Raw genomic sequence first — 13,626 nt, forward strand, 5'->3', positions numbered from 1 at the left:
ATTACCACGCATATTCAGTGTTGGTTTTATATTCATGAGTGGTCTAAGAAACGTGCATTTGAACATGAAAAATATTGTTTAAAAACAGTATTCTTAAGCCCTAACTACTTGTTTACTTCTTGCAAGGTCTGAAAACGATGAACGCTCCAGTCGCTTTAACCCCAGAGTTATTGACCCAATTAACTGCAATTGTTGGTGAAAACCGCATTAAAACAGATGCGGATAGCCTCCAAAATTGGGGACGTGACCATACTAAGCACTTCGATCCAAATCCATCGGTTATCGTTTTTCCATCCACCACTGAACAAGTTCAAGAAATTGTAAAACTTGCGAACCAATTTAATGTTGCGGTTACACCAAGCGGTGGTCGTACTGGTTTATCTGCGGGTGCTGTAGCTGCTAATGGTGAAATTGTTGTTAGCATGGACAAAATGAACCAAATTCTTGAATTTTTCCCAGCAGACCGTATGGTTCGTGTTCAAGCAGGTGTGGTGACTGAACAACTTCAAAACTACGCAGAAGAACAGGGCATGTACTACCCAGTAGATTTTGCATCTGCGGGTTCATCGCAAATTGGCGGTAACATTGGTACAAATGCTGGCGGTATTAAAGTAATTAAATACGGCATGACACGTAACTGGGTTTTAGGTTTAACCGTTGTTACGGGTAAAGGCGACATCCTTCGTTTAAACAAAGGCATGATTAAAAACGCAACAGGTTATGCGCTTCAACACTTATTTATTGGTGGTGAAGGAACTTTAGGTTTAGTAACAGAAGCTGAAATTAAACTTGAACGTCAACCACACGATTTACAAGTGATGGTATTGGGCGTTCCAGATTTTGACGCAATTATGCCTGTACTTCATGCATTCCAAAAGAAAATTGACTTAACTGCATTTGAGTTCTTTGGTGAGCTTGCGATGCAAAAAGTACTTGATCATGGTCATGTTCAACGTCCGTTTGAAACAGAATGTCCATTTTATGTATTGCTAGAATTTGAAGCGCCGTATGAACCAATTATGGATGCTTCAATGGAAATTTTTGAGCATTGCATGGAAGAAGGTTGGGTACTTGATGGTGTAATGAGCCAAAGCTTAGATCAAGTAGAAAGCTTATGGCGTTTACGTGAAGATATTTCAGAATCTATTTCACCATTTACACCATACAAAAATGACATTTCTGTGTTAATTACGCACGTTCCTGCGTTTATTAAAGAAATTGATGCAATTGTGTCTGAAAATTATCCAGACTTTGAAATTTGCTGGTTTGGTCATATTGGCGACGGTAACTTGCACTTAAATATTTTAAAACCTGAAAACTTAAGCAAAGACGAATTCTTTGCAAAATGTCAGGTGGTAAATAAATATGTGTTTGATACTGTGAAAAAATATGACGGTTCTATTTCTGCGGAACACGGTGTTGGTATGACGAAAAAGCCATACTTAGAATACACACGTACAGCAGAAGAAATTGAATACATGAAAGCGTTGAAACAAGTTTTTGACCCGAACGGTATTATGAACCCTGGTAAGTTATTCGACCTTTAATAGGTTTGAATTTCGGAATTTATACTTAGTTACAGAGTAACTATCGTGTAATTTTAAAAGGCATAGCATTATTGTGTTATGCCTTTTTTATATTGAGTATTAAAAAATGATGAAAAAATTATTCGTAATGGCAACATGTGTGGGGCTTTTGGCAGGTTGTGCAACAACTAAAGATTTGGTTTCTAAAGTGGGGATTTCTCATACACCGCTTGAGCAAGTTTTAAAAGCTCATCCAGATTTAAAAACTGAGTTAAATACAGTTGAAATTCGTCAGGTGTTTAACCGTGTGGAATCGCCAAATGTGGCGCAAGTAATGGTATTGCAAGCAGGTTTAATGGATGATTCTGTGAGTGCAATTCGTACGACTTATAGTTTTAAATTACAGGATAAAGACTGGAAAGTTGTAAATAAGAAAGAAGAGTTTAAGTGTGCACGTGGTAAAAATACCAAGACTTTCCAAACGGCACTTTGTTCTTAATATTTGATTAAAAAATGATTGAAATTTAATGTGCAGACCTCATAAAAAGCGTATCGATTGATGCGCTTTTTTATTTGGGGAAATATAAAAACAATGAATATTTTAATTATCGGAAATGGTTTCGATTTGTCGCATTATTTACCGACGAAGTATGAGCACTTTATGTTGGTTATGCAGGCTATTGAGAAAAAAGATATAACAAAACCAGTCAGTAATGCTTATTATTATCCCTCTAATAACCTTCTAAATGGAATGATCAAAGCTTATATGGTTTATAAAGTATTTGATAACCAATCTTATCAAATGAATTTTGATGCACTTTTTTCTAAATTCACAAAATCTCAAGATAAAATATTTATTGTAAATACAAAGCAACATTATGATACATCAAAGATTTTTTTAGAATTTAATCAGATTTTTGATATTCAAAGTAAATTAAAAAAGAATAGTTGGTATGAGTATTTTAAAAACCACATTAAAGAAATTGATACTTGGATTGATTTTGAAACAAAGATTGAAGATTTATTAGTGGTTCTTGCGCAATGTATTACAAAAATAAATTTGGCTGAAGTTGATCATAATGAGTTATCAGGGTTGGCTGAGGTTGTAAGTTCGAAAGAGATAAAGGTGTTAAGCTTTTTTGATTTGTTTAATGAATATAGCGGTCGGGTAAAAATAAACGATAAGTATGTGATGACCCCTACAAGCCTAAGTATTAACGCAAAATTTTGTTATGGTAAAAGTAGTGAAAATGAATTTAATCCAAATGAATTTTTAAGAATTATACAAAAACAGTTAGATGAATTTATTCAGATATTTAATTTATATTTAGAACTGATCGTAGATAAACTAGAACCTAATACACAATTTAAAATTGAATCTAAAGACTGGGTGCAACCTGATCATATTTTTTCATTCAATTATACAAATACCTTTCGAAAACTCTATGAGAGTAAAGTCAAAGCAGAGTTTTTGCATGGGCGTTTTGGAGAAGAACAAAATATTGTTTTAGGTGTTTCAGATTTAGAAGATGAATCATTAAGAAAACTGAAAGCTTATGGTTTTACGAAATATCATCAAAAGCTATTTAAAGATACTAGACTTCCGTCATAAATCAAAAAACGTACAATTTATTTGATCTTAAATTAATCAGCAAAATTATTTAATCCAAGGGATAATCCTTGGATGAAATTCAAAGATATTCAAAAATTATCAGACGTTAAGTTTCGTAGGCTTACCGGTGTTAGTTGGGCTACATTTAACCTCATGTTGGCCGAGCTAAATAAGGAGTTACCTTGTCATATTGGTAAAGGACGACCACATAAATTACCGTTGGAAGATCGTTTGCTCTTATGTATAGAATATTGGAGAGAATATCGAACATTTTTCCATCTTGGTATGAGTTACGGTGTATCTGAAACGAGTGCAATTCGTATCACACGCGTTATTGAAGATACCTTAATCCGTTCTGGAAAATTTAACTTGCCAAAACAACTTCCTAATCGAGATGAAGTGGATTGGGAAGTTGTTGTGATTGATGCAACTGAAATATTAGTTCAACGTCCAAAAAAAACAGAAGAAATGGTATAGCGGTAAAAAAAAGCGACATACCTTTAAATTTCAGCTATCTATGCACTATACAACAGGTGAAATACTGAGTGTATGTGGAAGTCATGGAAGCATGCATGATTTTAAAATATTTAAAAAAAGCATGAGGAAATTAAAATTTAAGCCCTTTTTTATCGTTGATAAGGGGTATTTAGGGATAAAGAAATTGGGTTTTGGATGCCTCATGCCATCTAAAGCAAAGAAAACTGAAAAACTAGATTCTGAATTAAAAAAGTTAAATAAAGAGATTGGTCGTAGACGAATTCAAGTAGAGCATGTATTTGGAAGGATGAAATGTTTTAAGATTTTATCTTGTGTATATAGAAATCGTCGTAAACGATTAAACCTGCGGTTTAATTTACTTGCTGGCATATACAATTTAGATTGGGTGAAAGATAAACAATTAAATTGGTTGAAAAATGATTTATGAAGGAAGTCTACTGATTACTTATTTTTAGATGATTGTTCTCAAGTAAAGAAAAGGATATTAGGCTCAAAGCCTAGTGCAATGGGAAAAGGTACGAAGTTTATAATTTGGGGGCACTCATTAGATCAATCTGATCAAGAATATATAAAAGAAATTTTTAAATTAAATGATGAAAGAGATATTGGGGTTAGAGTGATAGTTTATTATTTTGATGATAATGCAAAGTTTATTCTGCTAAACAACCTATTAGATATTTTGAAAAAAGACAAAGTTGAAAAGTGGATGAAAAATAAATGGCTTATTTTTGAAAAAAATCCTGAAGTTAAATTAGTGGAAACCATTCCTAAACAAACGGTATAAAGACAACAAAATTTCGCTCTGCTACAATACACCTACTCATCCCAAGGTGTATTGGCATGAGCAAAATCTCACAGCAAAAACCAACGAAATAAACATCTCGTGAATACGATGTTAATCTAAGCCTAAAAATAGGCAACAACCCAAAACTTAAAACCAATATACAGTGTTTGTCATTGGGCGGAAGCTTATCTCCCTGAAAATAGATGTGGTCCAGACAAGCCAATAACCACACGTAGAAATAAATGCAAAATATACAAACCGTAAAACTAAACCGTGCCACGTTTATGTTTCCTTTGGCATTGGTGCTTTTTGAATTTTCAGTCTATATCGGCAACGACTTAGTCCAACCTGCCATGCTTGCCATTACCAAAGACTTTGGCGTAAGCAGTGCGTGGGCACCATCATCCATGTCATTTTACCTATTGGGTGGGGCATTTGTTGCATGGCTACTCGGGCCACTTTCAGACCGTTTAGGACGCAAAAAAGTATTGCTTGGTGGCGTACTATTTTTCGCTATAACTTGTTTACTTATCTTATTAACCAAAAATATCGAAAGCTTTTTAGCACTGCGCTTTTTACAAGGTTTTGGCTTATCGGTTATTACCGCGGTGGGCTATGCAGCCATACAAGAAACTTTCGATGAACGAGATGCCATTAAAGTCATGGCGCTTATGGCAAATGTATCTTTACTTGCACCACTTTTAGGCCCTGTACTTGGCGCATTTATGATTGATCATGTGTCTTGGCATTGGGGCTTTATTGGTATTGCAGCCATCACATTGGTAAGTTGGTTTGGTTTAAAAGCCAAAATGCCAGATGTAAAAGTCAGCAGAACCAAAAAGCCATTCAGCTATATTATAGATGACTTTAAACAAGTCTTTAAAAACAAATGCTTTGTTGCGCTCACATTGGCTTTACCGCTTGTGAGTATGCCACTTATGTTATGGATTGCACTTTCACCTGTAATGCTTGTGGAATATATGGGCTTAAGCAGTATGCAGTACGGACTTGCACAATTTCCTGTATTGGGCGGTTTAATTGCAGGGAACTTAGTTCTACTTAAAATTATAGATAAATTTGCCTTAGGTAAAACTGTGCTTATGGGCTTACCGTTGATGCTTGCAGGCGCAATAATTTTAGTGCTTGGTGCAATTTGGCAAGAATACTTTATCCATAGCTTAATTTTGGGTATGACGCTTATTAGCTTTGGTGAAGGTATTAGTTTTTCAGTACTTTATCGTTTTGCATTAATGTCATCTGAAGTATCTAAAGGAACTGTAGCTGCTGCGGTATCTGTATTAATGATGCTGAGTTTCTTTATATTTTTAGAGCTTGGTCGTGTGTTGTACGAAAGCTTCCATATTTGGGCGTACAGCTTAATCTGTTTAGCATTCATTGCTTTTTGGTTTACATTGCCACGCACTCATTTGAAAAAAGTAATGCAAGATCGTGTTGAAAATGGACAGTTTTAAGTTGTTCAATTTTAAATTATTCAATTTATAAATCTTAGAATAAAAAAACCTCCAAATTTGGAGGTTTTTTTTAAGCTTTTAAATTAAGCCTGACTTTCTGGTTGCTCTAGTTTTTTCAATTTTTTATCGAAAACAAAAGGCCCAAAAGGCAAAATAGATGCAACTAAGCCTAAAATGAACATTTTAATAGACCATTTTTGCTTTTCACACACAATGAATAACACTGCAAGAAAAGCAACAAAGAGTACGCCGTGCCCCATACCAACGTATTTTACAAGAATTGGATTACCCAACATATATTTCACTGGCATAGCAATGAAAAGAAGAAGCAAGAAGGAAAGACCTTCCAATAAACCCACAAAACGTAAAGTTTTAATATTCATGGTCACTATTAAGTCAATGAGAATGAACTTGGAGTGTATAGTAGAAAGATGAAATGTTGAACGATAAATACAAGAAAATCTTGAAATACTTAAAGGGAAATATCATTCCCTTTAATTTGAAATTCTATTGTTCAAATCTAGCTCTTTTTTCTACTTCATCATGATCAAATTGAAAATTACAACCAATAGCAATATCGTCTAAACCAATCATAATTATTTTTTTGTGTACAGTGATTTTGTATTTAGTTTCTTTTTGAGAATTTATAAGTTTTTCACCTACAAAGAATTGTGTGCTTTCAAGTTTTGGGTCGTTAGAAATATTCAACAATTGAGATAATGGCTGTGTTTCTTCTTTAGGGAAATATGCGACTATGCCACCGCCAAGGATACCTATTTTTTGAGTTGATTTATTAAATATTTCTATTGGTTTTATATGCTCATAAGTGTAAATAGTAATGCTGTCAGGATCAGATGTATCTGTCCACCCTAATTTTTTTAAAATTGTTTTATGATTATCCCAAACTTCTTCATAAGTATCATAATCTGATTTACATTCAATAATTTTTTGAAGTTCATTTTCTGTAACTGCAAAAGTTTGTTGGCTAAACATGAGCGATTTAAGACAGAATATAAATATTAAAACAGGTGAAATTCGCATTATTTAATCTCTAGTTTGAGTAACTTATTTTTCAATTTTAGTAATTCGGGTAAAGTTTCGAGCAACAAGCTTATTTGTTTTAAAACCAACAGTAAATCATCAGATAAATCTGCTTGGCTATTGAGTTGTGAAATTTCATTTAATTTAAGCTGAATATTCTGTTCAGGAATATCTTGCTGATTTAGTAAAACAGCTTCTAGCGTATTTTGTGTCCACTGCATTAAATTTAGAATCTGTTCATCTTTAACATATTCTCTATGACTACCTAAAGCAGACACATAACTCAGTTGGCTGTGGCTATAAACCAAATAGCGAAATGCATGATGAATAAGTTCAGGGTTAGGATTGGGTTCTGTACTCAAACTTGAAATCATGGTGGAAAGTTCAGTTTGTGCATTATGTGCAGAACGCCGTGCTTTTCGATATTCAATACTATTATTTTTTCCAAAGCGATATTGTTCTACCACAGCATTTAAATAATCAAAAGTGGCTTTGCTACTTTTTTTAATGGTGTTGGAAATATTGCGAAAATCCCAATCTGGCCAAATTGTACTTACTGCAAACCACGCAATAAAACAGCCAATAAGCGTGTCTATAATACGCGGTAAAATAATGGCGTAGCCTGCACCTTTTAAGTTGAAAATTAGTAAAACCATTAAGGTCGCCATAAGCGTTGCCATGGCATATTTTTTGGCACTTAAATAGAAAAAGCACACGCCAAAAATAATAGTTAAAAGTAATTGTCCTTCAATACTGGGTACAAAATACAAAATTGGAATGCCAATAAGAACGCCTAAAAGCGTGCCCAAAGTTCGCATTTTTAAGCGACTTTTGGTGGCAAAGTAACGCATTTGGCAAACAAATAAACTGGTTAATAAAATCCAATATCCATTTTTTGCAAAAGGTAAAAGTGAAATGGAATATCCCACAGCAAAAACAAAGGCAATGCGTACAGCGTGACGAAATAGTGCAGATTGAGGCGTTAAATGTTGTTTTAGTTTGAGCCATAAATCTTGTAGGTCATGTATATCATCATCTAGTAAATTTAAATTATCTACATGTTGTTGATAGCGAGTTTCTTGTTGCGCTTGTAAATTTTTAAGCCCTGTAAAACGCTCTAAAAAGTTTTCTAAATTGGTTTGTATGAGCTGTAAATTTTTAACATCTATATTTTGTGGATTGTTTTGAATCCAATCTTGCATAGAACTTTTTAAATAGTACAGGGCTTGTATACGCTCGAAGCTTGGCTCATAGGTTGTATTGTGCAAAATACATTGTGCAAGTTCTTGGCAACTAATGGCATGCAAACGAATATTTTTTTGAATACGGAAAATTAAATCTGTACGGCTAAAATTCTTGTGAATATGTTCATAATGCAAATAATTCGAGCTTGCTTGTTCATGAATATCTTGCGCTAAGAAATATAAATTGAGCCAATAAATTGTATTGTGATTTGCGCGAGAAGCTTTTAAACGAGTAAGTAATGATGCTTTTGTTTTATTCAGCGCTTGTACAACTTCACTATTTTTGAGTGAAAGTTCATACAGTAATTGCTCAACATTTTCCGTATTGTCTGGGTCAAAAAGTTTAGCTTTTGCAAAAAGTAATTCGGCTATTTTTTCGAAGTTTTTGCTTAAATTATCTTGTACAGCAAGTGTCGGTTTTATGAGATAAAACGCAATAGCGGTAAGTCCATACCATAAAGCACCCAATACAAAACAGGTTGGTTGAAAATACCATTCTGAATATTCACCCAAGCCAAACATGGTGTAAATAGACAGTAAAATAGTACCAAAAGTGATGGCAGCATAACGCTGTCCTAAGGCACTTAATAAAATAAGAACAGCGCTAGAAAGTGATAAAAATAAAATGAAAAAGAATTTATAAGGATGCAAAAAATCTAAAATACTACTTACGCTAAAAAATAAAACACAGACATAAAGTAAATTACGTAAGCGAATACTTAAACGATCATCGAAGTCTGTAAGTGCAGTTGCAATTGCGCCAAGGGTAACAGGTACAATAAATTCCTGATAACCCAAGTAAAAAAGACCAAGCGTTGTACCACTTAAAACAATACAAATTTGTAGGCAATACACCAAAATTGCATTCGATTTAAATGATTGAAACCACAGACTAAAGCTATTCACGTTTGTGTTATTTGAGCTGTTTTTTAGAGTGAATTTTACACTGAACTTTTTTGAGTGAGCTGTCAATTTAAAATAGGTTAAATAAGTAGAGGGGGATTGAAATGTAAAAAGGGAAAAGTAGCTTAAACATTCCACTTTTCCCATCAATATTATAATGTGTATAAGTTAAATTTTATCCACAGTTTTATTGTATAACGCCACAAGCAATACGATCACCTCCACCACCTAATGGTTTAGGATCGTCAGAATAATTATCACTACCTGCATGAATCATTACGGCTAAACCTTGAATATCCTGAAGTTTTAAACGAGGCGCAAGAAGTGATACTTTTGCAGTTCCGTCATTTTCTACATTTAATAATGGTAAATCACCCATATGCCCTGTAAGTGGATTGCCGTGATTTCCTACTTTAAGCGGATTGTAATGACCACCTGCGCTAAGTGCCGCACCAAGCTTTCCATCTTTTTCAGCAGGTTCACATGAGCCATTTTCATGAATATGGAAACCGTGTGGACCAGATGGAAGGTTGTTTAAATTAGTTTTAATGACTAAGCCAGCAGCACTATCTTGTAATTCAATAGAACCGATTTTGGCATCAATGCCATTTGCAGAGACCGCATTTATGGTAACTGTTTTTTTATTTTCAATTTGAGATGGCGTAGAAACACAGCCTGTAAATAAAAATGAGCCTGTCAAAGCCAGTAGGCTCAGTTTAAACATAGATGACATGCACTCTATTCCTTTGATGATTTTGATGATATCGTTTTTTTATTCAAACAAAGGAATAGGGAGAATTTGTGGATATTTAAGTGCTTTAATGTATAACACTTTTCACTTATTTTTTTTGTGTATCGATATGATCTTGAGTAGAGTTTTGCAACTCATCTTCTAAGTCATAAACCAAAGTGCCTTTAGGCATAAGAATAGGTTCAGGCTGCGCTTCGTGTAACCATTCACGCCAAATTGCTAGCAATACCGCAAGTATTACAGGACCAATAAATAAGCCAACCATACCAAAACTTGCTAAACCACCTAATACACCAAACATAATAAGTAAGAATGGAATTTGTGTTGCACCTGAAATAACTAAAGGACGAATCACGTTATCTGCGGTACTAACCACACAAACACCCCATGCCATTACGCCAATTGCTTCAATAGTTTGTCCTTGCGAGAACAACCATAAAGAAATAGATGTGTAGGCAATAGGAGGGCCGAAAGGAATAAGTGCAAATAAGAAGGTCACAATGGTAAGTACCATTGGGTTAGGCACGCCTGCAACAAAGTAACTAATACCTGCTAAAAGTGCTTGAGCAACAGCAGTTAAACCAACACCATAAACAACAGCACGAGTTGTATCTGAAATTGTAGAAATATAGTGGTGAATTTGCGGCCCCACGACTTTTTCAAATGCTTTACGCACTTGGTTTAAAATGGTTTGACCATCTCTGTAAAAAAAGAATAAAGACATTACAGCAAAACAAAGTTTGAAAATATTTTTACTGACTTCATTCAGTACAGCTTTACCATAATTTAAATGCCCCTGAATCCAAGCTGAAATATTTTGAATAATGCTATTCGGGTCTTGATTAATGTCATTAAGCGTACGAGAAATTTCTTTGCCAACGACAGGAAGTTCACGAATAAAATCTGGCACATTTAAATGCCCAGAAAATACTTGCTTTTGAAGAGAGAAATAGAGGTTTCGACCTTCATGTTGTAATAGGAATATTGCACAAATAACAGGAACACCAATAACGAGCACCACCAAAAGAATCATGATGGTTGCACTTAAAGTTGGTCTTTTTTTACCACAAAAATTAAGAATTTTTTGATAGAGTGGCCATGTCATATAAGCAATAATTGCCGCCCAAAGAACAGGCACAATGAAGTATTTTAGAACATCAAAGCCTAAATAAAGCAGAATGAAAAAAAGACCAAATAACAAAAATTTTTGTATTGTTGGTGCGTATTTTTGTACTGAATTCACTGAGTTATTCCTTAATTCATAAGCCATATTAACTCAAAAAAAATCATCCGCAAATGAATGCTTAGTAAGTAATGGTGAATAACTTTTTATATGTATGTTTGGTTTAACTCAAGTGATTTCTACTTCAGTTTAAAACCACTCGCTTGGGTCTTCAATAACGGCTTGTAGCACGGGTTGCCATTGCTTTTGAATTTCGACAAAGTTCTTTTGGGTTTTATCAAAAATACTTAAACCTTGCATAGCCAGTTGACCATAAGCGCTACGTTCTGAAATCCAAGCAACAGGTGCTTGTTCTACTTTGGAAAAAAAATCCTGCATCTCTTTAGAATTAATACCGTTAGGTTTTACGCGGTTTGCAAGTAATAGAATTTGAACTTTTCCTTTTCTAATTCGCTTAATATCTTGCAAATGCTTTAAGAAACGACGAGTACTGTCTATATCAAAGAAAGAGGGTTGTAAGGGCGTAATAATGGCATGTGCTTCACTTACAAGTTGTTCAGCATGTTCGCCTGAAAGTGCACCGGGCGCATCAATAATTAAATATTCGATATTTTTAGGTGCATCACCAATCGATTTTTCATGTCGCCAATCTAGGCTTGCAATAGGCGCAGCAGTTTGAGGGCGTTGTTTGAGCCAGTGCATTGAGGATTTTTGATTGTCCGCATCGGCAAGTGCAACACGGTAACCCTTTTGTGCTAAAGCAGATGCTAAACTAATCGCTGTAAGTGTTTTCCCACAGCCGCCTTTTTGATTTGCAACAAGTATCGTTTTCATAACCCAACTAATAAAGAAAGATATAATTCTGCTCGCAGCTAGCATATCATTGTTTTTTGACTGAAATATGACACAACACAAAAGTCGTATGCTGTGTTACTTATTTGTTTATTAAAAAATTTAGGAAGGTACGATGTCCATATGGATGGCAATGTTGATTGGTGCGTGTATTGGTATTGTGCTAACAACACTTATTTTAAGCGGTTCACGCAATGGACGTATTAAGGCTGAATATGAACAATATATTGCCGAACTAGAATTGGAACATCAGCAAGCATTAATTCATGCTCAAAAACGCAGTGTAAATACAAGTCGTGCAGTTTTAAAAGGCAAGATGGCAGAGCAACTTGCACCTATTATGCCAGAGTTTCAATACTTACCAAGCGATGCAAAATTTTTAGGCGATCCTGTAGATTATGTCATTTTTGATGGATATACAGATTTTCGAGATGGTGATGGTTCTGCCGAAGATATAGAAGTGGTACTTATTGATATTAAAAGTGGCGGTGCAAGATTAACCAAAGGTCAGCAGGCAATTGAACAAGCTATTAAAGATGGACGTGTGCGCTTTGAAACTATTCGCATAGATTTTCAAGATTAGATTCATCATTAAAAATAGACGAAAGATTCTTATTGTTACGAAAAATATAAAATTTCTTCTTAATGTAGGTTTAAGATGAAAATGCTATAAATTTAAAGACAATAAAATGAACATGTTTAAGAAGTTCATATTGTGTTGTAAAAATGAAAACGGTGAGGTGTTTATAATGAAACGTTTATTGTTGAGTATGTTGCTTGTAGGCTCAATGCTACAAATGACAACCCATGCATCTACGGCATATAACATCGCCAAAGGTTTAGAACCTGTAGAAAGTACGCAATCTATTGCACCACTTAAAGATTTTAAAGGTGACTTTCGCATTTTAGGTTCAAAAATTTATACAGACGATGAACAAGCAAAGTTTTCACCAATCGATTATGCGGTGAGTTGGGGACTGTTTGCACATCCTGAAATTGCGAGCCAAATTTACGTAAGGCAATACGACCGCTTTTTAAATTGGAAAATGGATAAAATTCCAGTTCCTAAAGAGTTAGCAGTACAAATGGTGTCGAATATGCACATTATTCCTGCGAACCCCGAAATTGCTAAAGAAATTAAGCAAGTTAAACGTGGCGATTTAGTGCGTTTAAAAGGTGAATTGGTTGAAATTAAAGATAAAGATTTGGTATGGACATCATCTTTAAGTCCTACAGATACAGGTGATGGTGCATGTGAAGTTTTCCGTGTAAGTTCAATTCAGTGGATTGAAAAAGCTTAATCATCAATATTAATAAGTTTGTTTTAAAACAAAAAAAACCGCTTATTTTTAAGCGGTTTTTATTATTTAATTTTCAATTATTTTGCTATTAAAGCTCTACCTTCAAAAGATACGCCATCCCAGCCATGAATCATAAATTGACGAATATTTTGGTGATCTGTTGCTTCAGGTGTTGCAAGTACAGAAGCATAATGTTCTGCAAACAAACTTAAGGTTTGTTCTTGGTTTAAACTGTTTATTTGAGCAAAAGAAAATACTTTAGCGCTACCTTGGTTTTCTGTAGCCACATTGGCTTGAGCACCATTTTTAAACGCAGTTGGTGTATGCGTATAACGTGCTTCAATAAATGCAATTACATCAGAAAATTTTGCGGTACTTGCATTAAGTTGCGCCAATAATTCTTGTGCCATTTTTCTCTTTATCCTTTAAAAACATTTTGAAACTGTGCCGACTATAGCA

General features: G+C 34.4%; 15 protein-coding genes and 1 pseudogene. 9 read left to right on the top strand and 7 right to left on the bottom strand.

Annotated features, from left to right (window positions below; genetic code table 11):
- The first annotated feature begins 137 nt into the window (after positions 1-137).
- The 7 genes and pseudogenes from MZO21_RS01390 (at position 138) to MZO21_RS01420 (ending at position 5,892) form a co-directional block, all read left to right on the top strand.
- Positions 138-1,547: an FAD-binding oxidoreductase gene (locus tag MZO21_RS01390; RefSeq protein ID WP_248101298.1), complete on the top strand. Its 1,410-nt coding sequence runs from the start codon at positions 138-140 to the stop codon at positions 1,545-1,547.
- A 109-nt stretch (positions 1,548-1,656) separates the two neighbouring features.
- Complete coding sequence (locus tag MZO21_RS01395) at positions 1,657-2,025, top strand: hypothetical protein (RefSeq protein ID WP_248101318.1); 369 nt, start codon at positions 1,657-1,659, stop codon at positions 2,023-2,025.
- A gap of 93 nt (positions 2,026-2,118) precedes the next feature.
- Positions 2,119-3,138 carry an AbiH family protein gene (locus tag MZO21_RS01400; protein ID WP_248101302.1) on the top strand — a complete coding sequence of 340 codons (1,020 nt, stop codon included), beginning with the start codon at positions 2,119-2,121 and terminating at the stop codon, positions 3,136-3,138.
- A gap of 72 nt (positions 3,139-3,210) precedes the next feature.
- Positions 3,211-3,615: a transposase family protein gene (locus MZO21_RS01405; RefSeq protein WP_152872730.1), complete on the top strand. Its 405-nt coding sequence runs from the start codon at positions 3,211-3,213 to the stop codon at positions 3,613-3,615.
- 37 nt (positions 3,616-3,652) lie between these two features.
- Positions 3,653-4,063, top strand: a pseudogene (locus tag MZO21_RS01410) (transposase family protein); the annotation flags it as partial.
- A gap of 78 nt (positions 4,064-4,141) precedes the next feature.
- A complete protein-coding gene (locus MZO21_RS01415) occupies positions 4,142-4,420 on the top strand; it encodes a hypothetical protein (RefSeq protein ID WP_348983669.1) in 279 nt (92 codons plus the stop codon).
- Positions 4,421-4,662: 242 nt separating this feature from the next.
- Positions 4,663-5,892, top strand: a complete 1,230-nt coding sequence (locus MZO21_RS01420; RefSeq protein WP_248102874.1) for an MFS transporter — start codon at positions 4,663-4,665, stop codon at positions 5,890-5,892.
- Positions 5,893-5,975: 83 nt separating this feature from the next.
- On the opposite strand, the gene MZO21_RS01425 is transcribed toward MZO21_RS01420, so the two are convergent.
- From MZO21_RS01425 to MZO21_RS01450, 6 genes are all read right to left on the bottom strand, one after another.
- Positions 5,976-6,275 (bottom strand): DUF3817 domain-containing protein, encoded by a 300-nt coding sequence (locus MZO21_RS01425; RefSeq protein WP_248102877.1) that lies wholly within the window; start codon positions 6,273-6,275, stop codon positions 5,976-5,978.
- A gap of 124 nt (positions 6,276-6,399) precedes the next feature.
- The gene (locus MZO21_RS01430) at positions 6,400-6,885 is read right to left on the bottom strand and encodes a hypothetical protein (protein ID WP_248102880.1); all 486 of its coding nucleotides are present in this window, start codon (positions 6,883-6,885) and stop codon (positions 6,400-6,402) included.
- 47 nt (positions 6,886-6,932) lie between these two features.
- Positions 6,933-9,083, bottom strand: a complete 2,151-nt coding sequence (yccS, locus tag MZO21_RS01435; RefSeq protein WP_248102883.1) for a YccS family putative transporter — start codon at positions 9,081-9,083, stop codon at positions 6,933-6,935.
- Between the two features lie 184 nt (positions 9,084-9,267).
- Positions 9,268-9,813, bottom strand: coding sequence for a superoxide dismutase [Cu-Zn] SodC (sodC, locus tag MZO21_RS01440; protein WP_248102887.1), 546 nt, complete (start codon positions 9,811-9,813; stop codon positions 9,268-9,270).
- A gap of 106 nt (positions 9,814-9,919) precedes the next feature.
- Positions 9,920-11,074, bottom strand: coding sequence for an AI-2E family transporter (locus MZO21_RS01445; RefSeq protein ID WP_248102890.1), 1,155 nt, complete (start codon positions 11,072-11,074; stop codon positions 9,920-9,922).
- A gap of 129 nt (positions 11,075-11,203) precedes the next feature.
- The gene (locus MZO21_RS01450) at positions 11,204-11,848 is read right to left on the bottom strand and encodes a ParA family protein (protein WP_248102893.1); all 645 of its coding nucleotides are present in this window, start codon (positions 11,846-11,848) and stop codon (positions 11,204-11,206) included.
- Positions 11,849-11,981: 133 nt separating this feature from the next.
- Between MZO21_RS01450 and MZO21_RS01455 the strand changes: the two genes are divergently transcribed.
- Positions 11,982-12,449: a Holliday junction resolvase-like protein gene (locus tag MZO21_RS01455; protein ID WP_154771820.1), complete on the top strand. Its 468-nt coding sequence runs from the start codon at positions 11,982-11,984 to the stop codon at positions 12,447-12,449.
- A gap of 187 nt (positions 12,450-12,636) precedes the next feature.
- A complete protein-coding gene (locus MZO21_RS01460; RefSeq protein ID WP_432612605.1) occupies positions 12,637-13,167 on the top strand; it encodes a hypothetical protein in 531 nt (176 codons plus the stop codon).
- A gap of 77 nt (positions 13,168-13,244) precedes the next feature.
- Here MZO21_RS01460 and MZO21_RS01465 read toward each other — a convergent pair whose 3' ends face one another.
- Positions 13,245-13,577: a HopJ type III effector protein gene (locus MZO21_RS01465; protein ID WP_248102899.1), complete on the bottom strand. Its 333-nt coding sequence runs from the start codon at positions 13,575-13,577 to the stop codon at positions 13,245-13,247.
- Positions 13,578-13,626 lie beyond the last annotated feature (49 nt).

This window comes from Acinetobacter portensis (genome assembly GCF_023158935.1).
Taxonomy (GTDB): Bacteria; Pseudomonadota; Gammaproteobacteria; order Pseudomonadales; family Moraxellaceae; genus Acinetobacter; species Acinetobacter faecalis.

Bases quoted from the DNA above. Each gene is read 5' to 3' on its own strand.
- MZO21_RS01390 (WP_248101298.1), top strand. From the start codon at position 138: ATGAACGCTCCAGTCGCTTTAACCCCAGAGTTATTGACCCAATTAACT.
- MZO21_RS01395 (WP_248101318.1), top strand. From the start codon at position 1,657: ATGAAAAAATTATTCGTAATGGCAACATGTGTGGGGCTTTTGGCAGGT.
- MZO21_RS01400 (WP_248101302.1), top strand. From the start codon at position 2,119: ATGAATATTTTAATTATCGGAAATGGTTTCGATTTGTCGCATTATTTA.
- MZO21_RS01405 (WP_152872730.1), top strand. From the start codon at position 3,211: ATGAAATTCAAAGATATTCAAAAATTATCAGACGTTAAGTTTCGTAGG.
- MZO21_RS01415 (WP_348983669.1), top strand. From the start codon at position 4,142: ATGGGAAAAGGTACGAAGTTTATAATTTGGGGGCACTCATTAGATCAA.
- MZO21_RS01420 (WP_248102874.1), top strand. From the start codon at position 4,663: ATGCAAAATATACAAACCGTAAAACTAAACCGTGCCACGTTTATGTTT.
- MZO21_RS01425 (WP_248102877.1), bottom strand. From the start codon at position 6,275: ATGAATATTAAAACTTTACGTTTTGTGGGTTTATTGGAAGGTCTTTCC.
- MZO21_RS01430 (WP_248102880.1), bottom strand. From the start codon at position 6,885: ATGTTTAGCCAACAAACTTTTGCAGTTACAGAAAATGAACTTCAAAAA.
- sodC (WP_248102887.1), bottom strand. From the start codon at position 9,813: ATGTCATCTATGTTTAAACTGAGCCTACTGGCTTTGACAGGCTCATTT.
- MZO21_RS01450 (WP_248102893.1), bottom strand. From the start codon at position 11,848: ATGAAAACGATACTTGTTGCAAATCAAAAAGGCGGCTGTGGGAAAACA.
- MZO21_RS01455 (WP_154771820.1), top strand. From the start codon at position 11,982: ATGTCCATATGGATGGCAATGTTGATTGGTGCGTGTATTGGTATTGTG.
- MZO21_RS01460 (WP_432612605.1), top strand. From the start codon at position 12,637: ATGTTGCTTGTAGGCTCAATGCTACAAATGACAACCCATGCATCTACG.
- MZO21_RS01465 (WP_248102899.1), bottom strand. From the start codon at position 13,577: ATGGCACAAGAATTATTGGCGCAACTTAATGCAAGTACCGCAAAATTT.